Annotated in this window: 24 protein-coding genes; 11 read left to right on the top strand and 13 right to left on the bottom strand. The window is 71.3% G+C overall.

All coding sequences use genetic code 11. The annotated features are described in order from the left end of the window. Nucleotides 1–17: 17 nt before the first annotated feature. Complete coding sequence (locus RNB18_RS45870; RefSeq protein ID WP_311720098.1) at nt 18–1,019, top strand: LuxR C-terminal-related transcriptional regulator; 1,002 nt, start codon at nt 18–20, stop codon at nt 1,017–1,019. A gap of 25 nt (nt 1,020–1,044) precedes the next feature. On the opposite strand, the gene RNB18_RS45865 is transcribed toward RNB18_RS45870, so the two are convergent. Beyond that, the gene (locus RNB18_RS45865; protein WP_311720097.1) at nt 1,045–2,367 is read right to left on the bottom strand and encodes a hypothetical protein; all 1,323 of its coding nucleotides are present in this window, start codon (nt 2,365–2,367) and stop codon (nt 1,045–1,047) included. Between the two features lie 41 nt (nt 2,368–2,408). On the opposite strand from RNB18_RS45865, the gene RNB18_RS45860 reads away from it, so the two are divergent. Together RNB18_RS45860 and RNB18_RS45855 are read left to right on the top strand one after the other, a co-directional pair. Further along, complete coding sequence (locus RNB18_RS45860) at nt 2,409–2,834, top strand: pyridoxamine 5'-phosphate oxidase family protein (protein ID WP_311720096.1); 426 nt, start codon at nt 2,409–2,411, stop codon at nt 2,832–2,834. Between the two features lie 3 nt (nt 2,835–2,837). After that, nucleotides 2,838–3,503 carry a pyridoxine/pyridoxamine 5'-phosphate oxidase gene (locus RNB18_RS45855; protein WP_311720094.1) on the top strand — a complete coding sequence of 222 codons (666 nt, stop codon included), beginning with the start codon at nt 2,838–2,840 and terminating at the stop codon, nt 3,501–3,503. On the opposite strand, the gene RNB18_RS45850 is transcribed toward RNB18_RS45855, so the two are convergent. The 4 genes from RNB18_RS45850 to RNB18_RS45835 form a co-directional block, all read right to left on the bottom strand. Next, a complete protein-coding gene (locus RNB18_RS45850) occupies nt 3,482–4,360 on the bottom strand; it encodes a GNAT family N-acetyltransferase (protein ID WP_311720092.1) in 879 nt (292 codons plus the stop codon). The genes RNB18_RS45855 and RNB18_RS45850 overlap by 22 nt on opposite strands. 39 nt (nt 4,361–4,399) lie before the next feature. Further along, nucleotides 4,400–4,996, bottom strand: coding sequence for a GNAT family N-acetyltransferase (locus RNB18_RS45845; RefSeq protein ID WP_311720091.1), 597 nt, complete (start codon nt 4,994–4,996; stop codon nt 4,400–4,402). A gap of 254 nt (nt 4,997–5,250) precedes the next feature. Next, nucleotides 5,251–5,682, bottom strand: a complete 432-nt coding sequence (locus tag RNB18_RS45840) for a Zn-ribbon domain-containing OB-fold protein (RefSeq protein WP_311720090.1) — start codon at nt 5,680–5,682, stop codon at nt 5,251–5,253. Next, nucleotides 5,682–6,128: a DoxX family membrane protein gene (locus RNB18_RS45835; protein ID WP_059206620.1), complete on the bottom strand. Its 447-nt coding sequence runs from the start codon at nt 6,126–6,128 to the stop codon at nt 5,682–5,684. Before RNB18_RS45835 ends, RNB18_RS45840 begins: the two co-directional genes overlap by 1 nt. 175 nt (nt 6,129–6,303) lie before the next feature. Here RNB18_RS45835 and RNB18_RS45830 point away from each other — a divergent pair, with 175 nt between their 5' ends. The 5 genes from RNB18_RS45830 (at nt 6,304) to RNB18_RS45810 (ending at nt 14,128) form a co-directional block, all read left to right on the top strand. Then, nucleotides 6,304–7,923 (top strand): subtype B tannase, encoded by a 1,620-nt coding sequence (locus tag RNB18_RS45830; protein WP_311720089.1) that lies wholly within the window; start codon nt 6,304–6,306, stop codon nt 7,921–7,923. Between the two features lie 253 nt (nt 7,924–8,176). Beyond that, entirely contained in the window at nt 8,177–9,370 is a 1,194-nt protein-coding gene (locus RNB18_RS45825; RefSeq protein WP_311720088.1) for a flavin-containing monooxygenase, read from the top strand. Nucleotides 9,371–9,518: 148 nt separating this feature from the next. Continuing rightward, a complete protein-coding gene (locus RNB18_RS45820) occupies nt 9,519–11,015 on the top strand; it encodes a flavin monoamine oxidase family protein (RefSeq protein WP_311720087.1) in 1,497 nt (498 codons plus the stop codon). A gap of 105 nt (nt 11,016–11,120) precedes the next feature. After that, complete coding sequence (locus RNB18_RS45815; protein ID WP_311720086.1) at nt 11,121–13,346, top strand: acetate--CoA ligase family protein; 2,226 nt, start codon at nt 11,121–11,123, stop codon at nt 13,344–13,346. Further along, nucleotides 13,337–14,128, top strand: coding sequence for an enoyl-CoA hydratase/isomerase family protein (locus RNB18_RS45810; protein ID WP_311720085.1), 792 nt, complete (start codon nt 13,337–13,339; stop codon nt 14,126–14,128). The genes RNB18_RS45815 and RNB18_RS45810 overlap by 10 nt, the downstream gene beginning before the upstream one ends. A 3-nt stretch (nt 14,129–14,131) precedes the next feature. On the opposite strand, the gene RNB18_RS45805 is transcribed toward RNB18_RS45810, so the two are convergent. Beyond that, nucleotides 14,132–15,019 (bottom strand): hypothetical protein, encoded by an 888-nt coding sequence (locus RNB18_RS45805; protein ID WP_311720084.1) that lies wholly within the window; start codon nt 15,017–15,019, stop codon nt 14,132–14,134. An 81-nt stretch (nt 15,020–15,100) separates the two neighbouring features. Between RNB18_RS45805 and RNB18_RS45800 the strand changes: the two genes are divergently transcribed. After that, nucleotides 15,101–15,694, top strand: coding sequence for a flavin reductase family protein (locus tag RNB18_RS45800; protein ID WP_311720083.1), 594 nt, complete (start codon nt 15,101–15,103; stop codon nt 15,692–15,694). A 3-nt stretch (nt 15,695–15,697) separates the two neighbouring features. Here RNB18_RS45800 and RNB18_RS45795 read toward each other — a convergent pair whose 3' ends face one another. Beyond that, on the bottom strand, nt 15,698–17,008 hold the full coding sequence (locus RNB18_RS45795; protein ID WP_311720082.1) for an MFS transporter: 1,311 nt from the start codon (nt 17,006–17,008) through the stop codon (nt 15,698–15,700). Between the two features lie 71 nt (nt 17,009–17,079). On the opposite strand from RNB18_RS45795, the gene RNB18_RS45790 reads away from it, so the two are divergent. Beyond that, nucleotides 17,080–18,138: a GlxA family transcriptional regulator gene (locus tag RNB18_RS45790; protein WP_311720081.1), complete on the top strand. Its 1,059-nt coding sequence runs from the start codon at nt 17,080–17,082 to the stop codon at nt 18,136–18,138. Here RNB18_RS45790 and RNB18_RS45785 read toward each other — a convergent pair. The 4 genes from RNB18_RS45785 to RNB18_RS45770 form a co-directional block, all read right to left on the bottom strand. Next, nucleotides 18,025–19,308: an MFS transporter gene (locus tag RNB18_RS45785; protein ID WP_311720079.1), complete on the bottom strand. Its 1,284-nt coding sequence runs from the start codon at nt 19,306–19,308 to the stop codon at nt 18,025–18,027. The genes RNB18_RS45790 and RNB18_RS45785 overlap by 114 nt on opposite strands. A 69-nt stretch (nt 19,309–19,377) precedes the next feature. Beyond that, a complete protein-coding gene (locus tag RNB18_RS45780) occupies nt 19,378–20,427 on the bottom strand; it encodes a Zn-dependent alcohol dehydrogenase (RefSeq protein ID WP_311720077.1) in 1,050 nt (349 codons plus the stop codon). Then, nucleotides 20,427–21,578, bottom strand: a complete 1,152-nt coding sequence (locus RNB18_RS45775; protein ID WP_311720076.1) for an acyl-CoA dehydrogenase family protein — start codon at nt 21,576–21,578, stop codon at nt 20,427–20,429. Before RNB18_RS45775 ends, RNB18_RS45780 begins: the two co-directional genes overlap by 1 nt. A 104-nt stretch (nt 21,579–21,682) precedes the next feature. Beyond that, a complete protein-coding gene (locus tag RNB18_RS45770) occupies nt 21,683–22,549 on the bottom strand; it encodes an SDR family oxidoreductase (RefSeq protein ID WP_311720075.1) in 867 nt (288 codons plus the stop codon). A gap of 85 nt (nt 22,550–22,634) precedes the next feature. On the opposite strand from RNB18_RS45770, the gene RNB18_RS45765 reads away from it, so the two are divergent. Continuing rightward, a complete protein-coding gene (locus RNB18_RS45765) occupies nt 22,635–23,561 on the top strand; it encodes a cyclase family protein (RefSeq protein WP_266384638.1) in 927 nt (308 codons plus the stop codon). Between the two features lie 317 nt (nt 23,562–23,878). On the opposite strand, the gene RNB18_RS45760 is transcribed toward RNB18_RS45765, so the two are convergent. After that, the gene (locus RNB18_RS45760; RefSeq protein ID WP_311720180.1) at nt 23,879–24,340 is read right to left on the bottom strand and encodes an ATP-binding protein; all 462 of its coding nucleotides are present in this window, start codon (nt 24,338–24,340) and stop codon (nt 23,879–23,881) included. Between the two features lie 509 nt (nt 24,341–24,849). Continuing rightward, nucleotides 24,850–25,512, bottom strand: a complete 663-nt coding sequence (locus RNB18_RS45755; protein WP_311720179.1) for an acyl-CoA dehydrogenase family protein — start codon at nt 25,510–25,512, stop codon at nt 24,850–24,852. Nucleotides 25,513–25,654 lie beyond the last annotated feature (142 nt).

Genomic DNA, 25,654 nt, shown 5'->3' with positions numbered 1-25,654 from the left:
GCCTACCGTGCCGAGCCATGGTGAACACGGCGTACGACACGGGAGGGCAGACCCCCGCCGCGAGCCCCTGGGCCGCGGTGGGGGTCTCCGCGTTCGACGAGCTGCTGTACCAGGCCATCCTCAACCAACCCGACGCCGGCGCGGCCGGCTGGGCGTTGCTGACGGGTGCCTCCCCGGGCCGGGTCCGTGAGGCCTGCAACCGGCTGCTCACGCTCGGGCTGCTGCAACCACCGGACTCCATGGGCGGCTTACGAGCCGTCGACCCCCGGGTGGCGATCCGCGCGCTGATCAGGCGGCGTGAGACGGAGTCCGAGCTGCTGGCCGCCACCGCCGAGGAGATGGCGACCGCGTACGAGGCGGGGCTGCTGCGCGAGGAACCGTCCCGGCTGGTCGAGGTGGCCTCCGGCGAGGGCGCCATCGCGGCACGCCTGGAGGAGATGTACGCGCGCGCGGAGCACGAGGTGTGCCTTTTCGACACACCGCCGTATCTCGCCCCGGCCGGTCCGCAGGTGGACCTCCAGGCCGATCTGCTCAGCCGCGGGATCCTCTCTCGTGGGATCTACGCGGCGACCGGCCTGGAGGATCCGAAGATCCTGTCCCGTGCCTTCAGGATGGTCGAACTCGGCGAGCAGGCCCGGGTGTTGCCGTCCGTGCCTCTCAAGCTGCTGGTGGTCGACGGATGCCGGGCGCTGCTGCCGCTGACCGCCTCCGCGGCCGGCGGCTACTGTGCCGTCGTGGTGTGGCACTCGGCGGTGACCGAGGCCCTGCAGAAGCTCTTCGAACTGGCCTGGCAGCAGGCTGCGCCGCTGGGGCAGGCGGTCGACGACGGCGGGCTCTCCGAGAGCGAGAGGACGTTGACCCGGCTGCTGGCGGCCGGAATGAAAGACGAGGCGGTGGCTCGCCATCTGGGAGTGAGTCTGCGGACCCTGCGTCGGCGTGTGAGCGAGTTGCAGGAGCGGCTGGGTGCGGCGAGCAGATTCCAGCTGGGGATGCGGGCTTCCCAACGGGGCTGGGTGTAGCAGCGACACCGACCGTTCCCGGCCTCTAATGCACGACTCTGATGGTCGCCTTGTCGTTGGATGTGTCCGGGTCCCTGCGGCCCACGTCCCACGGGCTGGAGGGGGCCTTCTCCAACAGGCTCAGGGAGCCCTCGCCGGGGGCGCCGAGTTCGGCTGTGAACTCGAAGGAACGTGTCTCGCCCGGCTTCAGGCGGGGTACCTCGCAGGTGTAGGTGAAGCCGTTGTTGTGGCAGTACGCCCGGTAGACGCCGTCGTCGTACTCCTCCATGGGCTCCTTCACCACCCTCAGCTCGAAGGGCGGCTCGAAGACCAGCTCGGCCGTGGTGCCGGCGTCGGCGGGCCCGTTGTTGGTGACCTCGATGCGGAAGGTTCGCCGGGTGCCGGGATCGCCTCGCAGTTCGACGTCGGAGAGCTGGTAGTCGGCGTGGGTGTCGACGACGAGCTGGGTGGATCCGCCGCCCCCGACAAAGGTGCCCCGGGTGCCGGCGGTGGGCTCGGCCTCCAGAGCCGGTCCGTCGCCGGGGCCGCCGCCCTTCGAGTAGCTGTGGTACTGCCCCGGGCCCATGTCCAGGGCCCAGACGTCCCGGCCGTAGGAGGGGTACATCTGCGCGTTGGGGACGCGCAGTCTCATGGCGGGGCGGACGACGAGCGTCTCTCCCGGGTCGATGGTCACCTCCGGCAGCTCGCACACCGCGAGATGCCCCTTGCTCAGCTCGGGGTAACGGCAGGTGTCGTACCGCTGCGTGAACTCCGTCCCGTCGGCGCTCATCGCGATCCCCAGCCCCTTGACCGGCACCTCGCCGGTGTTCCGCACGACGAGCGGGGAGACCAGCTCGGAGCCGGGCCGCAGGAGATCCTTCGCGTACGCGGGCACCACCGCCTCGACCACCGGCTCCCCGACGACGAACCGGGTCCGTGCGGTGAGCTTTCTGCCGCTCTTCGTGGTGTAGGTGTAGCGGACGACGGCCGTGGCACCGGCCTCGGCGCCCTTGACGGCGTGCGGCTGCGCACGGGCGCTGTCCGCCCAGTTGCTGTAGTCGGCGTCGACCTCGCAGGTCAGATGCGCGGAGTCGCCCTCACAGGGGCCGTACTTCTTCAGCCGGACCACGTCCCGCCCGTCGGGGGCCACCTCCACCGTGAGCCGGCGGACGCCGGGCCCGTTTCCGTCCTCGGCCGTCACGGAGAAGGGCATCTTGTCCTTCGGGCCGGACTTGTCGCCGTAGGGGCGCAGGTAGTAGAGCTCGGGGACGGTGAGGGAGGAGTGCGCCGCCCCGGAGTCGCAGGCGGCCAGGGACGCGAGCAGAAGTACTCCGGCGGCGCCAACTGCCGTACCGGACCAGCGATTCACCGACCATCCCTTCCTCGGGTGTGCGAAGTACCCTGAACTGTATGGCCCTGACTCGTGAGCAACGTGAACAGTTCCTGGCCGAGCCGCATATCGCCGCGCTGGCGGTCGACGCCGGAGAGGGGCGCGCACCACTCGCTCTGCCGATCTGGTACCAGTACACGCCCGGTGGTGACATCTGGATCATGACCGGGCGCGATTCCCGCAAGCACGAACTGATCCGGGCGGCCGGCCGCTTCTCCCTGCTGGTCGAGCGCATCGAGCCCACCATCCGGTACGTGTCCGTGGAGGGGCCGGTCGTCGACACCCGGCCGGGCACCGTCGAAGACCTCCGGGAGATCTCCGCCCGCTACCTGCCGGCCGAGAAAGTGGACGGGTACGTGGAGTTCGCCTCGAAGAACCACGGCGAGCAGGTGATCATCCGGATACGGCCCGAAAGGTGGGTGACGTCCGACCTCGGTACCGTCTGAGGCATGGCAACGGATCTTCACGAACTGCTCCGGTCACTGCGGGTGTGGGACCCGGAGGTCACCTCGCTGCCCTCCTTCGACCCCGCGACCGCGCCCGCGACCCCGCTGGAGCTCTTCACCATCTGGTTCGCGGAGGCGGTGGCAGCCGGGCAGACCGAGCCGCACACCATGTCCCTCGCGACGGCGGACGCGCAGGGCCGGCCCGACGTACGCACCGTGATGCTGCACGGCGCGGACGAGGACGGCTGGTCCTTCGCGAGCCACTCCCACAGCCGCAAGGGAGGGCACCTGTCGGTACGGCCGTACGCCGCCCTCGGCTTCTACTGGCCGGTCCTCGGCCGGCAGGTGCGGGTGAAGGGGGCGGTGACCGCCGCGCCCTCCGAGGAGGGCCAGGCCGACCTGCACGCCCGCTCGACCGGCGCGCTGGCCGCCGCGCTCACCGGACGGCAGAGCGAAGTGCTGGGATCGCTCGGGGAGTTGGCGCGGGTGTCCGAGGAGGCCTGGGAGCGGGCGCAGCGTGAGCCGGAGGTGCCGGTCCCGTCCTGGACGCTGTACCGACTGCTTCCGGACGAGGTGGAGTTCTTCCAGGGAGACGAGCGCAGGAGGCACATCAGGCTCAACTACCGTCGAGCGGATAAGGGTTGGGCTCAGGAACTGCTCTGGCCCTGAAAGTCGTACACCGCGAAGTCCGCCACCGGCCGGTAACCGATGCGCTGGTAGAGGCCGTTGCTGGTCGGGTTGGCCAGGTCGGTGAAGAGCAGTACCTCGTCGGCGCCCCGCTCCCGTGCCAGCCGGCTGACCTCGGCGGTGGCGGCGCCGGCGTACCCGCGGCCGCGGAGACCGGCCGGGGTGTAGACCGGCGCCACCCGGATCTGGCCGGCCACCGGCGGAGTGAGGCCGGCCATGGAGACGGGGGTGCCGTCGGGGGCCTCCCAGAGGGTGACACCGCCGTAGGAGAGGCGGGCGTCGGCCCAGGACTCGGCGCGCACGGAGTCGTTCTCGCTCTCTCCGATGTCCCGGACGAACTCCCGGAACCAGCGCGCCAGCAGCTCCCGGTCGGCCTCCCCCGCGATCCGCGGCCGTCCCTGTGGCACCGGCTCCGGCTGGGTCAGCGTGTCCAGCCGGTACAGCCGCTGGCGCTGATACGGCGCCACCTCGGCCCCGGTGCGGCGCCGCCAGGCCTCGGCGAAACCTTCCGCGGTCGCGGCCTCGGCACTGACACCGGGCACGGTATGGCCCAGGCCCGCCAGATGAGCGGCGAGGGAGTCGGCCCGAGCGGGGGCCAGGGGCGTGAGATACAGCCGGTACGGCGGTGTCCGGAAGTAGGCTCCCCGTACGCTCCCGTCCTCCTCCAGCAGCCCGAAGAGGGGCGCCTCGTCGCCGTACGCATGGAGCCCGCGGGTGCGCAGGCCCTCGGTCACGGTGAGGACGACGGTGTGCAGGTCCGGGCGGGAGCGCAGGAAGTCACCGGCGCGGGTGAGGAACTCGTCGAGGTCTTCGGTGGAGTGCCAGGCTGTGGGAGGCATGTCTCATGATCCTGCGCGGGCGCGCCGGACGCCTCCGAATTACGACGGCTCGGGGTCCGTCGCCAGTCGGGCGTGCAGGTGGACGTCCCGGAACGCGTCGTGCCGTCCCGCCTCGAACATCGCGCCCCGCAGCGTGCCCTCGTAGCGGAAGCCGCACCGTTCGGCGACGGTGCAGGAGGCGTCGTGGCCGAGGGCATGGCCCAGTTCCAGCCGGTGCAGGCCGAGGTCGGTGAGGGCCCAGTGGGCGCCGAGGCGGAGGGCGCGGGTGGCCACCCCGTGGCCGCGGGCCTCGGGCAGCACCCAGTAGCCGACGCGGGCGGTGCGGAAGACGTGGTCGATGACGTTGATGCCGAGGTGCCCGAGCGTCGTACCGCTCGACTCGTCCGTGATCCGGTACGACACGCTCGTGCCCTGCGCCGCCTGTTCGGCCCTGCGTCGCATACCGGCACGGGCGCCGTCGAGGTCGTGGATCAGGGTCAGAGGCGTGTTCCAGCGCCCGAACTCGGGGTCCAGCGCGCCGCGCAGCCAGTCCTGGGCCTGGGCGCCGGAGTCCGCGTCCCAGGCGCACAGGCGCAGGCCGTGGCCGTGCAGCGGGGTGAAGGGGCGGATGAGGTGCTGATCGTCGACGTCGGTCATCCGCCCATTCAAACCGCCCGGGACGTCCCGCGCGGCCTGAATTTCGGTACCCGGTCCGGGAAGACCGCCTCCAGGTCCAGCCCGGCCCGCAGGTCCTCGTGTGCGCAGTCGACGGCCTCCGTCACCACCAACGGATCCCCAGCAAGGCCGACGCCCGTCACCCACCCCCAACCGCCCCTGCCCCCCGGCGCGGCCTGAATTTCGGCACCCCGTCCGGGAAGACCGCCTCCAGGTCCAACCCGGCACGCAGGTCCTCACAGGCACAACCGACGACCTCCGCCACCACGCCCCTGCCCCCGGCGCGGCCTGAACCTCGGCACCCCGCCCAGGAAGACCGCCTCCAACTCCAGCCCGGCCCGCAGGTCCTCGTGTGCGCAGTCGACGATCTCCGTCATCATCCGGGGGCCCTCGGCGAGGTCGACGACCGCGGCGACGTACGGGGTGCGGTCCTTGAAAGGCGGCAGGTCGTTGCGGTGGACGACGGACCAGGTGTGGAGCGTGGCGCGGCCGGTGGCCGGGGACCAGGAGACGTCCTCGCTCCAGCAGCGCGGGCAGAACTCACGGGGGTAGTGGTGGACCCGGTCGCATGTCCCGCAGTGCCTGAGCAGCAGGACGCCCCGCGCCGCCGCGTCCCAGTAGGTCCGCGTGAAGGCGTCCGCCTCCGGCAGGTCGTACCTCGCGCCCATCAGAACCAGCCCAGCGCGGCGTCGAGCGACCAAGTCTGCCAGGACATCGCGAACAGGGCCACGAGCGAGATGAGGGCCATCATCGAGTTCTGCCCCTGCTCGGCCCAGTCGTGGATCATGAGCGTGAAGTAGAGGACGTTCAGGAGCAGGCCGCCGACCAGCGCGAGCGGGGTCAGGAAGCCGAGGATCAGGCCTGCGCCGAGGGCGAGTTCGGCGTAGGCGACGACGTACGCCATCGTCCTGGGGCGGGGCGCGACCAGTACGTCGAAGCCGCTGCGGACCGGGGTCCAGCGGTGCTTGGCGGCGATGTCCGCGGCCCAGGTGATGCCGCCGCCCTCGAACCACGTCCTCTTGTCCTTGTGGCGCCAGCTCTCCAGCCACCACAGCCCGAGGCCGATGCGCAGGACGGCCAGCCATTGCGCGCCGGTCAGCCAGATCGTGTCCATGGAATCTGACGGTACGTCAGATCACGGACCCCGGGAAGACCGCGGCCGAAGGGAGAATCCTGTGCGTGCACCGAGAAGCTGTGGGTCCCCCATGAATCCCTCAGGATTGTTGGCAATTTTGTCAAAGACACGGCTACGTTCGTTCCCGCCAGCAAAAATGCCGAGGGAGCCAACCGTGAAGCACAGGGCAATCAAGCGCAGGAAAGTCGTCATCGGCATCGGTGCGACGGCGGGGGTCGCGGCCGTCGGAGGCATCGCCCTGAACGCCAACGCGGCGACCGGCAACGCCTCCGGGAGCAGCGCCGGCAGCCTCGTCTTCGACCCCGACGCCTACACCGAGCTGACGACGACGGTCACGGACACCGAGGGGACCGAGCACGCGGTCACCTACCACTTCTGGAAGGCGATCACCTACGTCTCCAAGCCGGTCGACGCGACCTACCAGTCTCTGAACGTCAGCGTGCCGGTCGAGATCGACGGCACGGCGGTCGACGCGAGCAACGCGCCGATCCTGCTCGCCAACTCCGTCGGCGGGTACATGCCGTCCTCCGTGGCCGACGCCACCGGCATCGGAGGCGCGAGCATGGGCGGCGGTGCTCCCAGCGGGGCTCCCACCGCGAGCGCCTCCGCCTCGGCGCCGGGCGCCAACGGCAACACCAACGCCACCGGCGGCGCCATGAACACCAACCAGCTGCTGGCCCTGGCCGCCGGGTACGTCGTCGTCGAGCCCGGCGCCCGTGGTCGTGGACTCAAGAACTCCGCCGGCGAGTACTACGGCAGCGCTCCGGCCGTGATCGTCGACCTCAAGGCGGCCGTCCGGTACGTGAGGTCCAACAAGGGGCGCATCCCCGGCAACGTCGACCGGATCGTCTCCGCCGGCACCAGCGCGGGCGGTGCCGTGTCCAGCCTGCTCGGTGCGTCCGGCGACAGCCCGATCTACGAAAAGCACCTGAAGGAGATCGGCGCGGCCAACGCCTCCGACGCGATCTTCGCGGTGGGCGCGTGGTGCCCGATCACCGACCTGGAGCACGCCGACGGCGCCTACGAGTGGAACTGGGGGACCAACGCCCTCAGCACCGGAAAGCAGGTCGACCAGACGGTCTCCAAGGACCTCCGGTCGCAGTTCGCCGAGTACCAGGCGAAGTTGAGGCTGCGCGGCCTCAGGGGCTCGGGCTTCGGCACCCTGACCGCCCGGAACTACGACGAGTACCTGCTCAAGCAGTACATGGAGCCCTCGGCCACCACCTATCTCGCGGCCCTGTCGGACTCCGACCGTGAGACCTACCTCGCGAAGAACACCTTCCTCACCTGGGACGGCGAGAAGGCCACCTTCACCTGGGACGGCTTCCTCACCCATGTGGGCGCCCGCAAGAAGACCGTGCCGGCCTTCGACGCCTTCGACCTGTCGGCCGGCGAGAACAACGAGTTCGGCTCGGCCACGACCGCGAACCGCCACTTCACCGCGTACGGCGCCAAGAACGACACCACGGGCCTGTCCACCAAGCGCGTCGAGAGCGACATCCCCGAGCTGCTGAACCTGATGAACCCGATGTACCACCTGGTGGAGAAGGTCAACGGCAATCGCTCCAGGCACTGGTGGATCCGCCTCGGCACGAACGACACCGACACCTCGCACGTCATCTCCGCGAACCTCGCCGCCCGCGCCGAGAACCTCGGCGACGAGGTGAACCACCTCTACTACTGGGACGAGGGCCACGGCGCCAACACCGACCCCGGCGACTTCATCACCTGGATCGCCAAGGTCACGGGCTACAAGAAGGCCGGCAAGAAGTAACCCCGTACCGCAGGACCCCCTGTACCGCGGCCCCGGTTTCCCGTCAGTTTCCGGCCGCCGCGCACCACGGTGCCGAGCCCCGCACCCGCGGGCCCGGCGCCGTGGCCTTTCTCCCGTGACTTTTCCGTACACGCACAACCAGGTGACCTACGCCACAGGTCCCACCCACCCCTCCTACAGCCGTGATCGATCCGCAACCAATTCCCGTCTTGACCGAGACCCATCAACGCGCTGTCTGATTACGCTCGCGCTCATGGCCGACTCCGCACCCGCAGACCGCCCCGACCAGCCCGATCGCCCCGTCTACGTCGTCGGTGGCGGTCCGGCCGGACTCTCCGTCGCGTACGCGCTGCGCGCCCGGGGCATCCGCGCGGTCGTCCTGGAGAAGTCCGAGCACGTCGGCGCCTCCTGGCGGCGCCACTACGACCGGCTGCACCTGCACACCACCCGCCGCCTGTCGGCCCTGCCGGGCCTCCCGATGCCCCGCCGCTTCGGCCGCTGGGTCGCCCGCGACGACGTGGTGCGCTACCTGGAGAAGTACACCGAGTTCCACGAGCTGGAGACCGTCACCGGCGTCGAGGTCTCCCGCGTCGAGCGCACCCCCGACGGCACCGGCTGGCTGCTGCACGCCACCGGCGGCCGCGAGCTGACCGGCGCCGCGGTGGTCGTCGCCACCGGCTACAACCACACCCCGCTGCTGCCGGACTGGCCGGGCCGCGACACCTACAAGGGCGAGCTCCTGCACGCCGGCGGGTACCGCAACCCCGAGCCCTACGCCGGCCGTGACGTCCTCGTCGTCGGCGTGGGCAACACGGGCGCCGAGATCGCCGTGGACCTGGTCGAGGGCGGCGCCTCGCGGGTACGGCTGTCCGTGCGCACCGCCCCGCACATCGTCCGCCGCTCCACCGCCGGCTGGGCCGCCCAGTACACGGGCGTTCTCGTACGGCGGCTGCCGGTCGGCCTCGTGGACCGGCTGGCCCGGCCCATGGCGAAGCTCAGCGTGCCCGACCTGTCGGAGCACGGACTGCCCCGCCCCGACACCGGGCTCTACAGCCGGGTCAAGGAGGGCGCCATCCCGGTCCAGGACGTCGGCCTCATCGACGCGATCCGCAAGGGCAAGGTCGAGGTGGTGGCCGCCGTGGAGGGCTTCGAGGACGGCGAGGTGCTGCTCGCCGACGGCACCCGCGTCGCCCCGGACGCGGTGATCGCGGCGACCGGGTACGCCCGCTCGCTGGAGGGCCTGGTCGGCCACCTCGGCGTCCTCGACGCCCACGGCAGACCGGTCGCCAACGGCTCCCGCTGCTCCGACAACACCCCAGGGCTGTTCTTCACCGGCTTCGTCACTCCCATCAGCGGCACCTTCCGTGAGGTCGCGATCGACGCGGAGAAGATCGCCAAGGCCGTAGAGAAGGACGGCGCGGGCAGGCTCTCGCGGCTTCCCGTCTGACGTAGAAAATCTCAACTCTCTTCAGTACGACTCCCGTTACTCATGTGCCAGATGTGGCGGGAGCGTTGTCGTGTGCCACCGTACGGGGCCAGAATGTGAACACTTCTCATGTTCTAGCTCCACACTCTCTCCACTACGGAGGACGCACGTGGCACGCGAAAGACAGCTCCCCCCGCTCTCCCGGCGCTCCCTGCTCGGCGGTGCCGCCGCGGCGGCCGGTGCCGTCACCCTCACCGGCACCGCCGCCTCGCCCGCCTCCGCCGCCACCCGTGACGTGGACGTCGCGATCGTCGGCGGCGGTCTCGCCGGGCTCACCGCGGCCCGTGACCTGGTCGCGGGCGGAAAGACCGTGGCCGTACTGGAGGCCCGTGACCGGGTCGGCGGCCGGGTCCTCAATCTGACCCTGGCCAACGGCGGTGTCACCGAGGGCGGCGGCGAGTTCATCGGCCCCACCCAGGACCGCATCAAGGCCCTTGCGGACTCGCTCGGGGTGGGGACCTTCGCCACCTACAACACCGGCAAGAACCTGCTCTACAAGGACGGCAAGAAGACCGCCTACGCCACCGACGGCCTCCTCGGCTCGGTCCCGCCGATCGACGCGGCCGGTCTCGCCAACGCGGCGATCGTCCAGGCCTCCCTCGACGACATGGCCAAGACGATCCCGCTCGACGCGCCCTGGACCGCCGCCAAGGCCGAGGAGTGGGACCGGCAGACCTTCGAGACCTGGCTGCGCGCCAACGCCGTGATCCCGTCGGCCAAGTTCCTCCTGGACGTGGCCTGCACGTCGATCTTCTCGGCCGAACCCCGTGAACTCTCCCTCCTGTTCGTCCTCTTCTACATCGCCGCCGCCGGCAACGAGACCACTCCCGGCACCCTGGAACGCCTCACCGAGACCGCGGGCGGCGCCCAGGAACTGCGCTTCGTCGGCGGCTCCCAGCTGGTGCCGATCAAGCTCGCCGCCACGCTGGGCGACCGGGTGGTGCTGAACGCCCCGGTGCGCACGATCGCCAAGTCCGGCTCGAAGTACGTCGTCACGGCCGACGGGGTCACCGTCACGGCCAAGCGGGTCGTCGTCGCCGTACCGCCGCCGCTCGCGGCCCGCATCACCTACGACCCGCTGCTGCCCGCCGCCCGCGACCAGCTCACCCAGCGCCTCCCGATGGCCTCGGTCGGCAAGGCGATCGCGATCTACGACACCCCCTTCTGGCGGGCGGACGGGCTCAACGGCCAGGTCGTCAGCGACACCGGCGTGATCAGCTCGACCTTCGACAACTCCCCGCCCGACGCCTCATACGGCGCCCTGATGGGCTTCATCGAGGCCGACGAGGCCCGCAAGTACGACGCGGCGAGCGAGGCGGAGGTCAAGGCGGCCGTCCTCAAGGACTACGTGACGTACTTCGGCTCGAAAGCGGCCTCCCCCACCTCCTTCGTCCTGCAACGCTGGAACAACGAGGCCTACACCCGCGGCGGCCCCGTCTCCATCGGCGCGCCCGGAGTGCTCACCCAGTACGGTCCCGCCCTGCGCGCCCCCGTCGGCGGCATCCACTGGGCCGGTACGGAGACGTCCCTGCACTGGATGGGCTTCATGGACGGAGCGGTGCGGTCGGGCGAGCGGGTGGCCAAGGAGGTTCTCGCGGTCCTGTAGTCGGCGCCTCAACTTTGTGTGCACGCCCGTTCCTGACATCCCGTCAGTTCTGTAATCTGACACAGCGTCAGTTAATCGAGCTGTCACACAGGAGCGGGCGGACCGATGCTTGGATCAACCCACGGCACCCTCACCACCGACTCCCGCCGGGCCCGGGTCGTCGCGTGCGGCGAGCAACCCGGGCCCGCCGTTCACGGCCGGCCCGCCGAGGTCGACGATCTCGACGTCGGCGGCCGTCCGTTGTATGCCGACGTCCCCGATCTGGACCGCTTCTTCCGTCCGGAGTCGGTCGCCGTGATCGGCGCCTCGGACACCGAGGGCCGGCCGAACACCGGTGTCACCCGGCAGTTGATCGACTGGGCGGACCGGGTGGGAGCCCGGCTGCACCCGGTGCATCCGAGCCGCCCGTCGGTCTTCGGCATCCCCTGCGTGGCAGCCGTCGCCGACCTGCCCGAGCAGGTCGATCTCGCCGTCCTGCTGGTCGCGGAGCCTCTTCCGCTGATCGGGCAACTGGCGGAGGCCAAGGTGAAGTTCGCGGTCGTCTTCGCCTCCGGCTTCGCGGAGACCGGCGAGGAGGGGGCGGTGGCGCAGGAACGTCTCGCCGCTGCCGTGGCGGAGTCCGGGATGCGGCTGCTGGGGCCCAACACCAACCTGAACGCCTTCTCGTCGTTCCGCGACGACCTCGACGGGCCCGGGATCGCCCTCATCACCCAGTCCGGCCACCAGGGCCGCCCGGTCTTCGCCCTCCAGGAGCTCGGCATCCGCCTCACCCACTGGGCCCCCACCGGCAACGAGGCCGATCTGGAGAGTGCCGACTTCCTCTCCTACTTCGCCGAGCGCCCCGAGGTCGGCGCCATCGCCTGCTACCTCGAGGGCCTGAAGGACGGCCGCTCCTTCCTGCTCGCCGCCGACCGGGCCGCCCGCCGCAAGGTGCCGGTGGTCGCGGTCAAGGTCGGCCGCACCGAGACCGGCGCCCGCACGGCCGCCTCCCACACCGGCAAACTCACTGGCGCCGACACGGTGGTGGACGCCGCGATGCGGCAGTACGGCGTGATCCGCGTCGACGGTCTCGACGAACTCCAGGACACCGCGGCCCTGTTGGCCCGCGCCAGGCCGCCGCGCGCCGAGGGGGTCGTCGTCTACTCGATCTCGGGCGGCACGGGCGCGCACTTCGCCGACCTGGCGACGGAGGCGGGCCTGCGGCTGCCCGCCCTCTCGGAGGCGAAGCAGACCGAACTGCACCAGTGGATACCGGAGTTCCTGAGTGTGGCCAACCCCGTCGACAACGGCGGGCACCCGGTCGGCGACTGGCGCGGCCGGAAGATCATCGACGCGATCCTCGCGGACCCGTCGGTCGGGGTCCTGATCTGCCCGGTCACCGGGCCCTTCCCTCCGCTGAGCGACCGGCTGGTGCAGGACCTGGTGGACGCGGCCGAGCAGACCGACAAGCTGGTCTGCGTGGTGTGGGGTTCGCCCGTGGGCACCGAGCCGGCCTACCGCGAGGTCCTGCTCGGCTCCTCCCGGGTGGCCACCTTCCGCACGGTCGGCAACTGCATCACCGCGGTCCGCGCCTACCTCGACCACCACCGCTTCGTCAGCGGCTACCGCTCCCCCTTCGACGAGGCCCCGCGCACCCCCTCGCCCTCCTTCCGCAAGGCGCAGGCCCTGATGCGCCCGGGCCAGCAGCTGAGCGAGCACGCGGCGAAGCAACTGCTGCGGGCGTACGGGATCCGGGTGCCGCGCGAGCAGCTGGTGACCAGCGCGGCGGCGGCCGTCCGCGCGGCGGGCCTGGTGGGCTATCCGGTCGTGATGAAGGCGTCCGGCGCGAAGATCGCCCACAAGACCGAGCTGGGCCTGGTGAAGATCGGCCTGACCTCGGCCAGCCAGGTCCGGGACGCCTACCGCGAGTTGACCGACATCGCCCGCTACGAGGACGTCACGCTGGACGGCGTCCTGGTCTGCCAGATGGTCGAGCGGGGCGTCGAGATGGTCGTCGGGGCCGCGCACGACGAGCTGTTCGGGCCGACGGTGACGGTCGGGCTCGGCGGGGTGCTGGTCGAGGTGCTGCGGGACACGGCCGTACGGGTGCCGCCCTTCGGTGAGGAGCAGGCCCGGGACATGCTGGGCGACCTGCGCGGGCGGGCCCTCCTCGACGGGGTCCGGGGGCGGCCGCCCGCGGATCTCGACGCCCTCGTGGAGGTCGTCCTGCGCGTGCAGCGCATGGCCCTGGAGCTGGGGGACGAGGTCGCGGAGCTCGACATCAACCCGCTGATGGTGCTGCCCCGGGGGCAGGGGGCGGTGGCGCTCGACGCGTTGGTGGTGTGCCGGTGAGCGAGGTGCGGCACACCGTCGACGGCCAGGTCTCGTACATCACCCTCAACAGGCCCGAGGTGCTCAACGCGCTTACGGCCGGTCAACGGGACCTGCTCGTCGAGCTGTTGGCCCGGGCGTCCGCCGATCCGGACGTGCGGGCCGTCGTCCTCACCGGAACCGGCCGCGGCTTCTGTGCGGGTGCGGACCTGCGAGAGGCCTCCGGTGCGGGAGAACGCGTGGCCGGCGATGTGGCCCGCACTCTGCGGCTGGGGGCCCAGCGGCTGATCGCGGCCGTACTCGACTGCGAGAAGCCGGTGATCGCCGCCGTGAACGGCACCGCGGCCGGTCTCGGCGCGCACCTCGCGTTCGCCTGCGATCTCGTCCTGGCCGCCGAGTCGGCGAAGTTCATCGAGGTCTTCGTCCGCCGGGGCCTGGTCCCCGACGGCGGCGGCGCCTATCTCCTCCCCCGTCTGATCGGTCCGCAGCGGGCGAAGGAGCTGATGTTCTTCGGCGAGGCGCTCACCGCTCGCGAGGCCGAACGTCTGGGTCTCGTCAACCGGGTCCTGGAGGACGAGGAGCTGACCAAAACGGCCCGCGAATGGGCCGGGCGTCTCGCCACCGGCCCGACCCGCGCCCTCGCCCTGACGAAACAGCTCGTGAACGCCTCCCTGGACTCCGACCGCGCCACCGCCTTCGCAGCGGAGGCCGCCGCCCAGGAGATCAACATGACGACGGAGGACGCGCAGGAGGGCGTGGCGAGCTTCGTGGAGCGCAGGAGCCCCGAGTACCGGGGCCGTTGAGGCTCAGTCCTGGGTCAGGATCCGCAGGTCCGGCGCGTCCGGGTCCCCGAACGGCACGAACAGCTCGGGCTCGGACCCGGTCCCGCCGATCCTCCAGTACGTCTCCTGCCCGCACCCGCCGTCGAGCCGTACGACGACACCGGCGCGGTCGTGGCCGCCCTTGTCGTCGAGCAGCCAGGTGCCGGTGCCGTCGCACACGGCGAAGGGCGGCTCGGCGTACTGGTCGGCGGACCCGGACTCGGTGGGCAGGTCGCTGAGTTCGGCCCGGCCGTCCGTGCCGAGGCTGAGGACCGCGCCCTCGTCGCCCCGCCAGACCCCGGTGAGCTGCTCGGCGGACAGCGCGGGAGGCTCGTACTCCTCGACGATTCCCGTGGTCGTGGCCAGCACGCCGCCGAGGATCACCAGGAGGAACAGGCCGACGGAGGCGAACAGGGAGGGCAGCCACACCCCCCAGAAGCCCCGGGTACGTCTCCGGAGCCACCCGAGGCAGAGCACCGGGAGCACGCCGAGGGCGGCGAGGAGCGGTGCCGTGACGGTGAACGGCCAGTCCCACAGCAGGCCGGCGAGTCCCGCCCAGACCACGCCGAGCCCCGCCGCGCACAGCACGTGCCAGGCCCACAGGGGCCCGCGCGCGCGGCGGACGACGAGCCTTGCGAGTGCCTCGGCCGGCACGATCTGGGCCATCGCGTGCGCGAGGCCGAGCACCGGCAGGATCAGCGGCGCCACGACGAGGAGACACGCCAGGACGAACACGGAGAGGAACCCGTACGCGCCCGCGTACGCGTAGTCGTCGCCGAGCAGGACCCCGATCCACCAGATCAGGCCGATCGCCGGAAGCTGCACCGCACACACCGCGGCGGCCTCGTTGAGCCGTGCGTTCCCCCACCCCATGGACGCAGCGTACGGGTGGTTCACGTGCGCCTGCCCCGCCCCTTTCCATCTGACGCACCGTCAGCTTCAATGGGGGGTGTGATGGGACAAGCAGGAATGGCCGAGGCTGCCGTCCGCTACCTCCGGTCCGGCAGGAGCCTGGCGGTCGAGGCGCTGCCCCGCCCGGAGCTGCGGTGTGTGCGAGAGGACGAGCGCGCGCCGGTCGAGCAGGCCGAGTTCCGGCGCGTGCTGGGATCCTTCGCGAGCGGCGTGACCGTGGTGACGGCACCCGGGGCACCCGGCGCGGAACCGGCCGGTTTCGCCTGCCAGTCCTTCTCCTCCCTCTCCCTCGACCCGCCGCTCGTCGCCTTCATGGTGGGCCGTACGTCGACGACCTGGCCCCGCATCGCCCAGGCGGGCGTCTTCTGCGTGAACGTCCTGAGCGCGCAGCAGGGCGAGCTGTGCAGGGCGTTCGCGGTGAGCGGCGCGGACAAGTTCGCGGGCGTGGCCCACGACCCGGCCCCGGCCTCCGGCTCACCCCGCCTCGCGGGCGCCCTCGCCTGGATCGACTGCACGATCCACGCGGTGCACACCGGCGGGGACCATCTGATCGTGGTGGGACGGGTGGACGCGCTCGGGCCGGGCGACGGAGACGGCGAACCGCCCCTCCTGTTCCACAAGGGGCGGTTTCTCTAGGGGCTAGGCCGTCGCCGGCAAGGGCACCGCGGCCTGCCGCCTCCTGATCACCAGCGCCATCAGCGCTGCCGCCGCGCACAGCGCGCCCGAGGCGTACCAGATCATGTCGTACGAGCCGAACACGTCCCGGGCGACACCGCCGAGGAAGGCGATCAGCGCCGCGCCGACCTGGTGGGAGGCGAGGACCCAGCCGAAGACGATCGCGCTGTCGTCGCCGTACTGCTCGCGGCACAGGGCGACGGTGGGCGGGACGGTGGCGACCCAGTCGAGGCCGTAGAAGACGATGAAGAAGAGCATCGGCGGATGGACCGACGGGGCCAGCAGCATGGGCAGGAACAGGAGCGAGATGCCGCGCAGGGCGTAGTAGACGGCGAGCAGGCGGCGGGGCTCGAAGCGGTCGGTGAACCAGCCGGAGGCCACCGTGCCGACCACGTCGAACACACCGATCACCGCGAGCAGCGAGGCGGCCGCGGTGACGGGCATGCCGTGGTCGTGGGCGGCGGGCACGAAGTGGGTCTGGATCAGGCCGTTGGTGGAGGCGCCGCAGATCGCGAAGGTGCCGGCCAGCAGCCAGAAGGGGCCGGTGCGGGCGGCCTTGAACAGGACCGTCACCGCTCGGCGCGCGGCGCCCGGGACCGGCTCCGGCTTCGGCACGAACTCCTTGGCGCCGTACGGCTTCAGGCCCACGTCGGCAGGGTGGTCGCGCAGCAGCAGCCAGACGAAGGGGACGACCGCGAGGGCGGCGAGCGCGACCGTGATCGCCGCCGGGCGCCAGTCGTGCTTCTCGACCATCCAGGACAGCACCGGCAGGAAGATCAGCTGGCCGGAGGCGGAGGCCGCGGTCAGGATGCCGGTCACCAGGCCGCGCCGCTCGGTGAACCAGCGGTTGGTGACGGTCGCGGCGAACGCCAGTGCCATCGAGCCGCTGCCGAGACCGACCAGCAGGCCCCAGTACAGCATCAGCTGCCAGGCCGCCGTCATCCACACGGTCAGGCCCGAACCGACCGCGATCACGGTCAGCGCGACCGCGACCACCCGCCGGATGCCGAAGCGGTCCATCAGCGCCGCCGCGAAGGGGGCGGTCAGGCCGTACAGCGCGAGGTTGACGGAGACGGCAGCACTGATGGTGCCGCGCGACCAACCGAAGTCGTCGTGCAGGGGGTCGATGAGCAGGCCCGGCAGGGAGCGGAAGGCGGCCGCGCCGATGATCGTCACGAAGGTGACGGCGGCGACGAACCAGGCGCGGTGGATACGAGGGGCCGACGGGTTCTGCGTGGGAGCTGCCTGCACGGCGGCTTCGCTTGGCTGGGTCACGACATAGAGCTTCCGTCCTGCGCCGCCCGGGATCCATTGGCCCGAAGGACAGCATTCGTTAGGATCGGGCCATGAGCCCTGACCGTCGTGCCCGTCGCGCCCCGGAGTTCCGCCCGCACCGCGTGGTCGTCCTCGCCATGGACGGTGTCCTCCCGTTCGAGCTGGGCATCCCGCACCGGATCTTCGGCCGCCCCAGGGACGCCGAGGGGCGCAAGCTGTACGAGGTCATCACCTGCTCGATCCGCCCGCCGGGCCCGGTGCGGACCGACGCCGACTTCGCCATCCAGGTCGAGCACGGCCCGGAGGTCCTGGCCGGCGCCGACACCGTGATCGTCCCGGCGTCGTACGAACTGGGCCCGGTCTTCGAGCAGGGCGTGCTGACCGACGAACTGGCCGCCGCCCTCGCCCACATCCGCCCCGGCACCCGGCTCGCCTCCATCTGCACCGGCGTCTACGTCCTGGCCGCCGCCCGCCTTCTCGACGGCCGCCCGGCCACCACGCACTGGGCCGACTCCGACCGTCTCCAGCGGCTCTTCCCGCAGGTCAAGGTCGACCCGGAGGTCCTGTTCATCGACGACGGGGATGTCCTGACCTCCGCGGGCGTCGCCGCCGGGATCGACCTGTGCCTGCACATGGTGCGCCGCGACCACGGCACGGCGGTCGCCAACGAGGTGGCCCGCCGCACCGTCGTACCGCCGCACCGCGACGGTGGTCAGGCGCAGTACATCCACCGGCCGGTGCCCGACCCGCAGCAGGCGACCACGACCTCGGCCCGCGCCTGGGCGCTCGGCCGTCTGCACGAGCCGATCCAGCTGCGGGACATGGCCGAGCAGGAGGCCATGTCCGTACGCACCTTCACGCGCCGCTTCCGCGAGGAGGTCGGCGTCAGCCCCGGCCAGTGGCTCACCCAGCAACGAGTGGAACGCGCCCGGCACCTCCTGGAGTCCACCGACCTCTCCGTCGACCAGGTCGCCCACGACGCCGGCTTCGGCACCGCCCAGTCGATGCGCCAGCACCTACAAACAGCCCTCGGCGTCACACCGACCGCCTATCGGCGCACCTTCCGCACCGGGAGCGGGACCCTCGACCACACACCCGGGCACTACGACGGCGTCGGCGCCCCGCGCTGAGCTCCCGGCGCGGCGCACCTCCCCCCACCAGCCGATTCCCGTCAGTGCGAGGGTCAACGCCACCCCGGCCAGGACGGCGGTGGACGGCACCGTCACCTTGAGCAGGGCTCCGGCGAGCGAACCCGTGGCCGCGTAACCCGCGCCCGCCGCCGCGTACATCACGGAGTAGCCGGCGGCCAGGGCGCCGGGCGGAAGCGCGTCGCGCAGGGCGAGGTTGCGGGTGAGCAGCGCGCCCGACTGGAGCAGGCCACCCGCGGCGAGCGCGGTCGCGATCCCGGCGGTGTTGGGTATCAGCGCGATGAGGGTCACGCAGAGCGAGGTGCCGCACATCAGCACGACACTGCGGGTGCGCAACAGACCGGGCCAGGTGCGCAGGCCGTAGAGGAACGCCCCGAGTCCGCCGCCCACCGCAAGGCCGGTCAGCAGCGGTCCCGACCAGCCGACACGGATGCCGCGCTGTTCGAGCAGGGCGGGCAGGACGAGTTCGGCGAGGCCCAGCAGGCTGAGGCTGGCCGCGCCCATGACGTACACCGGCCAGGCGCCCAGCAGCAGCCGGGGCAGCGATCCGCCGGACCACGCGCCGCCCGCCGAGTCGTCCACCTTCCAGCCGGCCGGGAGCAGCCACAGCCCCGTGACCGACGCCGCCATCAGCGCGGCGGCGAGCAACAGGGGTATGTGAGGCGCGGCTTGGAGGGCGAGGCCGGCGACGGCGGCCGGGGAGACGGCCCAGATGACGGAGTTGAGCATCGACTCGGTGGACAACGCCTGCGCGACGGCCCGCTCCGGGACCAGCTCGGTGAGCAGTGCGCGCAGCCCTCCGGTCGCGGCGGCGGGGGCGGCCCCGGCCAGGAAGGCGAACGCGCCCAGCACCAGGGAGGGCGCGTCGGGGAACACCCCGAGCCCCGCGAACCCGAGGGCCCCGGTCGCGAGGCCCACCGCCAGCTGGGGCCGGGGACGCTCGGGGGGCAGCCGCATCCCGAGCACCGGGGCGCCGACGATCTCACCGATCACATAGGCCGCCGCGAGCACCGCTCCCAGCGCATACCCTCCTGGTCTCTCGCGCACCAGGAAGACGAGGGCCAGGGGAGCCATCGCCACCGGCATACGGGCGCCGACGGACGTGCAGGCCCAGACCAGGACCCGTGGGGAGGCGACGTCTCGGTAGGTCATGCGTCGAAGCTAGGGCCCGGCACTGACATCGCTCCAAGGGTTTTCCAGCGCCTGTGGACAACTCGGGGGCTAGAAGGTCAGCACCCCCCGAGCCACCCGCCCAGCCTCCGCGTCCCCCACCGCCTTCTCGAAGTCCTCGATGGGATAGGTCTCCGTGACCAGCTCGTCGAGGAGCAGCCGTCCCTGCCGGTAGAGGTCGGCGTACAGCGGGATGTCCCGCTGCGGCCGCGAGGATCCGTAGCGGCAGCCGAGGATGGACTTGTCCAGGAACATCGACGAGACGGCGAAGGACGCCTCCGCTCCCGGCGCCGGGACCCCCAGCAGGACCGCCTGGCCGTGCCGGTCCAGCAAGTCCACGGCGGCGCGCACGAGTTCGACCCGCCCGACGCACTCGAAGGCGTGGTCCACGCCGTGCGGCAGCAGGTCCCGCACCCCCTCCGCCGACGTCAGGAAGTCGGTCGCCCCGAACTGCCGGGCCATCGCCTCCTTCGCCGGATTGGCGTCCACCGCCACGATGCGCGACGCCCCCGCGATCCGTGCGCCCTGGATGACGTTGAGCCCGATCCCCCCGGTCCCGATGACCAGCACGCTCTCCCCCCGGTCCACCCGGGCCCGGTTGAGCACGGCCCCCACCCCGGTCAGCACCCCGCACCCGATGAGCGCGGCGGACGTCAGCGGAATGTCCTTCGGAATCCGGACCGCCTGGACGGCCTTCACCACCGTCCGTTCCGCGAAGGCGGAGTTGCACGCGAACTGGAACACCCGCTCCCCGCGCCGTGAGAAGGGCTTCTGGGGCCGCCCGATGGCTTTGCGGCACATGGTCGGCCGGCCCCGGTCGCAGTCGGCGCAGGCGCCGCAGTTGGCGAGCGTGGACAGCGCCACATGGTCACCGGGCCCGACATGGGTGACCCCTTCCCCCACGGCCTCCACGACGCCCGCGCCCTCATGCCCCAGCACCACCGGAACCGGAAACGGAATGGTCCCGTCCACCACGGACAGGTCGCTGTGGCACAGCCCGGCCGCCGAGATCGCGACCTGCACCTCGCCCGGCCCCGGATCCCGCACCTCCAGATCGTCGACGACCTGGATCTGCCTCCCGTCGAACAGCACGCCGCGCATCAGACGACCCCCTTGGGTTCCCTGGGCAGACCGAGCACCCGCTCGGCGATGATGGTGCGCTGGATCTGGTCCGAGCCGCCGTAGACGGTGTCGGCCCGCGAGAACAGGAACAGATGCTGCAGGGCATCGAGTTCGTACGGCGAGGAAGGGGACCAGTCCCCGGGCCCGACCGTCGCCTCCGCCCCCCGCACGAGCATCGCCAGCTCCCCGAGCCGTTGATGCCACCCCGCCCACAGCAGCTTGGCCACACTGGATGCCCCGGCGTCCCCCGAACCCCCCAGCGTCCGCAGGGCGTTCCACCGCATGGTCCGCAGCTCGGCCCACTGCCGCACGAGCAGCGCCCGCACGACCGGATCGGACACCGCGCCAGTCCGTGCGGCGGCCTGCACCACCCGCGTCAACTCCTCGGCGAACCCGACCTGTTGGGCCAACGTCGACACCCCGCGCTCGAACCCCAACAGACTCATCGCCACCTGCCAGCCCCGCCCCTCACCCCCCACGACATGCTCCGCACGCGCGTGTGCCCCGTCGAAGAAGACCTCGTTGAACTCACTGGTCCCGGTCATCTGCCGAATGGGCCGCACCTCGATGCGCCCCGGCTGATCCATGGGAACGAGGAGAAACGACAGCCCGTGATGCCGACGGGACTCCGGATCGGTCCGCGCGAGGACGAAACACCAGTCCGCCTCATGAGCGAGGGACGTCCAGATCTTCTGCCCGCTGATCCGATACGTCCCGTCCTCGACCCGCGTGGCCCTGGTCCGCACCCCCGCGAGGTCGGACCCCGCCCCCGGTTCGCTGTAGCCCTGGCACCACAACTCCTCCCCGGCGGCGACGGGAGGAAGAAAGCGCGCCTTCTGCTCGTCACTGCCGTGCGCGAGGAGAGTGGGCGCGAGCAGCTTCTCCCCGATGTGCCCCGACCGCGCCGGCGCCCCCGACCGCGCATACTCCTCAGCCCAGACGACCTGCTGGGTGAGGGTGGCAGTCCGGTTGCCGTACCCACCTTCCGGCCAACCCAGCCCTATCCACCCGGACTTGCCGAGGGTCCGCTCCCAGACACGCCGATCCTGAGCCCCATCGACATGGCCGGCAAGCCACTCCCGAACTTCCCCCCGAAACACCTCGTCCTCAGCACCAAACCCGAAATCCACAGGCCCCTCCTCTCAACACCGGTCGCGATGACCCACCCAGGGGCGCGGGGAACTGCGCGAGCAACCACAGACGACCCGCAGCCGCCCCACACACGCCCGACCCACTAGGCATCCGGCCCCGAAAGCAACGGCATCGGATCCACCCCCACGCTCCCCGGCAAAAACTCCGCGATCCGCTCCGGCGTCCACCCGCCGGAGGCATACGCCGCGCGCAACTCCCGAGGCTGAGCCCACACCGCGATCTTCGGCCCCGCCACGGTGTACACCTGCCCGGTGATCTCCTGGGCCCGCGCCGACAGCAGATAGACCACCATGGCGGCCACGTCCTCCGGCTCCCCGATCTCCGTCAGCTCGAACGGCACGTTCGCCGACATCCGCGTACGGGCCACGGGCGCCACCGCATTCGCGGTCACCCCGTATTTGTGCAATCCGAGCGCCGCACTGCGGACCAGCGAAATGATCCCGCCCTTCGCCGCGCTGTAATTCGCCTGCGAAACCGACCCCTGGTGATTCCCGCTGGTGAAGCCGATCAACGTCCCCGCCCGCTGCTTCCGCATCACCGCGGAGGCCGCCCGGAACACCGTGAACGTCCCCTTCAAATGCGTGGCGAGGACCGGATCCCACTCCTCCTCGGTCATGTTGAACAACATCCGCTCACGCAGAATCCCCGCGACACAGACGACACCGTCGATCCGCCCGTAGGAAGACAACGCGGCATCGACGACCCGCTGACCGCCCGCCATCGTCGAGATGTCGTCGGCCACGGCGACGGCCTCACCCCCGGCCGCCTCGATCTCCTTCACGACACCCGAGGCGACGTCACTCGCGGGAGACGCCCCGTCCACGGAAACGCCGTAGTCGTTGACGACGACGCGCGCCCCCTCCCCCGCCGCGGCCAGCGCGACCGCCCGTCCGATCCCCCGCCCCGCGCCGGTCACGGCGACGACCCTGCCTGCCAAGAAGTTCCCCATGCCCGGCCCCTTCCCGCGGTTTCTGACGGACCGTTAGATTTTATGACCCGTCAGATGTGCGGACACAAGCCCCGGGGAGGGCCCGATGTCACTTCCGGCCGCGTTCCACGACATCGCCAAGCGCGTGAACAACTGGGGTCGTTGGGGTGCCGACGACGAGATCGGCACCCTGAACCTGATCACCGACGAGGTCGTCCGCGAGGCCGCCGCGACCGTCCGCACGGGTCGTCGCATCCCCCTCGCCCTGCCCCTCAGGCAGGACGGCGTGCAGACCGGGATGATGCCGGGCCGGGTCAACCCCCTGCATGTGATGGTGCAGATCAACCAGGAGATCTTCGGCCCGGGGACGGTCGCGTGCAGCGATGACGCGGTGACCATGGGCCTGCAGGCCGCCACCCACTGGGACGCGCTCACTCATGTCTCGCACTCCGGCATGCTCTACAACGGACGCCCGGCCGGCACCATCACCCCGCACGGCGGCGCCGAGTTCAGCGGTATCGACAAGGCGCGGCACGTCGTCTCGCGCGGGGTGCTGCTCGACGTGGCCCGGGCGCGGGGCGTCGACCGGCTCGACGGCGGCCACGCCGTGACCCCCGAGGACCTGGAGGCCGCCGAGGAACTCGCGGGCACGCGTGTGCGTGCCGGTGACATCGTGCTCGTACGGACCGGACAGATCCAGGTGTATCTCGCCGGGGACAAGGAGGCGTACGCCTATCCGTCGCCGGGCTTGTCGGTGCGCACCCCGGAGTGGTTCCACGCGCGCGATGTCGCGGCGGTCGCCAACGACACGCTCACGTTCGAGATCTTCCCGCCCGAGATCGAGGACCTGTGGCTGCCGGTGCACGCCCTGGACCTGGTGGAGATGGGGATGCTGCAGGGCCAGAACTGGAACCTGGAGGAGTTGTCCACAGCCTGTGGACAACTTGGCCGGTACGCGTTCCTGCTGTCGGCGATGCCCGAGCCGTTCGCCGGCGGCACCGGAACGCCCGTGGCCCCGGTGGCTGTTCTGTGAGGAGGTCGGTCGGCGGCGCGCAGATCCGCCCCGAGCACGGTCTCGCGCGCCGCCGTCATCGACTTCCTTCCGCCCTGAGGAAATCGACACCGCGTCACGATCCACACTCGTCGGGGGCTTCCGTCACCGAAGCCCTCGGCGTCCCCTCGCGGCGAATCGCTGACCACCAGCGTCATCAATCGAACACGCTGCGTCAACACCGGTACGGGGATTTATTACTTACGACCTATTTGCCATGACCGCGCACGGATGCACGTCCCGGCGCACCGACCCGCCGCGAGTAAAGGGTGACGGCGGTCTCTGCGACCGTGCGCCGGTCACACCGCCTCGAACGCGAATCCCTCGTAGGTCGAGGCGTCGATGTCGTAGGCCTCCGCGCTCTGCCGCGGCTGCTCGCAGCGGTCGAGTTCGCACCAGATGCTCTTGCCCGCGCCTTCCGGGCTCCAGCCCCAGCGGTCCGCGAGGCCGTCGACGAGGGCGAGGCCGCGACCGCCGGTCGCCTCACCGTCGACGCAGCGCGGCACCGGGGCCCGGCCGCTGCGATCGGCGACCTCGAGGCGGACGGTGGCCGACTCCACCTCGGCATCCGGCAGGGACAGCCGCAGGACGGCCGGTCGGCCGGTGTGCACCACGGCGTTGGTGACGAGCTCCGACACGAGCAGGATCAGGATCTCGGCGAGCGGTTCGTCGACCTCTATCCCGCATACGGCGAGCCGCGAGCGGGCCCACCGCCGGGCTCGCCCCACCTCTGCGGGGTCGGGCCGGATCTCCAGCTGCACTTGAAGCACCTGCACCGCTCACACCATCCGAACCGGCGGGCACATGGCCTCGCGCCTCACGAGGGCCACGATCGTAGCCATTTTTTGCATGACCAGAACAATGACCAAAGCCGGGGTCACAGAACGTGAATCCCTTACAGGACAGCATGGTTGACGTACAGTCACGCCAACAAGCGCTTCGGGCATATTCCAGCGCGAAGGAGTACCCGTGCGGGATACTGTGCGACGCCCGCCGCGGGAAGTCGAACAGGCGGTGGCCGCAGGGCCTCCGGCCCCGCGAGCAGCGGCGCGCATCGCCGGGTCCGGGGCCGCCTCTTCGGCAACACCGGCATGGCTCATGCTCGGAACCACTCGCATCTCACACAAGGTACCGGAGCGGGGCGCCGACTCCAGGACGTGACGAGTCACACATAGGACACAACCCGATACCAACGCTCCGTGATTCCGGTATGCCACAATCCGCGACATCCGCTCCGGACCCGTCGGGGAGCGGGCCGGTCGCGGGCGGCTCAGGCCAACAGATCGACGGCGAGCAACTCCTCACTCTCCGCACCGCCGCCGGCCCTCCGGGCCCGCACCCAGGCCCGCTTCAGATGCAGCTGCACCTCGCACTCCCAGGTGAAGCCCATCCCGCCGTGCACCTGGAGACAGTCCCTGGCACCCCGCTCGGCCGCCTCGTCGGCCAGCAGCCGGGCCGCGGCGACGTCCACCGGGTCGGCGGTCACAGCGGCCGCGTACACCGCGGCCCGGGCCGTCTCCGTCCGCACCAGCATCTGCGCGCACAGATGCTTGACCGCCTGGAAGGCCCCGATCGGCTGCCCGAACTGCTCCCGCGTCCCGGCGTGTTGCACAGCGAGCTCACACACACGCGCGGCGGTACCGAGCTGCTCGGCGGCTGTGAGGAGTACGGCGACGGGGTCGGCGCCGCGGGGGGATCGGGACACGGGGAGGCCCGACGGTGAGGGGTCGCGCGCGGGGGCGGTCGTGGAGGACCGGTCGAGGGCGGTCGCGGAGGACCGGCCGGGGGCGCCCTCGGAAGACCGGCCCGGGGCGGTCTTGGAGGACCCGCCGGGGGTGGCCTCGGAAGACCGGCCCGAGGCGGTCTCGGAGGACCGGCCAGGGGCGGCTGCGGAAGATGAACCGGCAGCCTCGACGGGAGACGAGCCAGGCACAGCCGCGGAACCCGAACCGGCAGCGGCGACGAAAGCCGAACCGGACCCGGCAGCCGCCGACGAACCACCAACGGCCGCAGAAGACGAACCAGGCACCACCGCGGAGCCCGAACCGGCAGCGGCGGGGGAAGACGAACCGCGC

Source organism: Streptomyces doebereineriae (assembly GCF_031845645.1).
GTDB lineage: Bacteria > Actinomycetota > Actinomycetes > Streptomycetales > Streptomycetaceae > Streptomyces > Streptomyces canus.
This window is presented reverse-complemented; position numbering and strand designations above follow the sequence as displayed.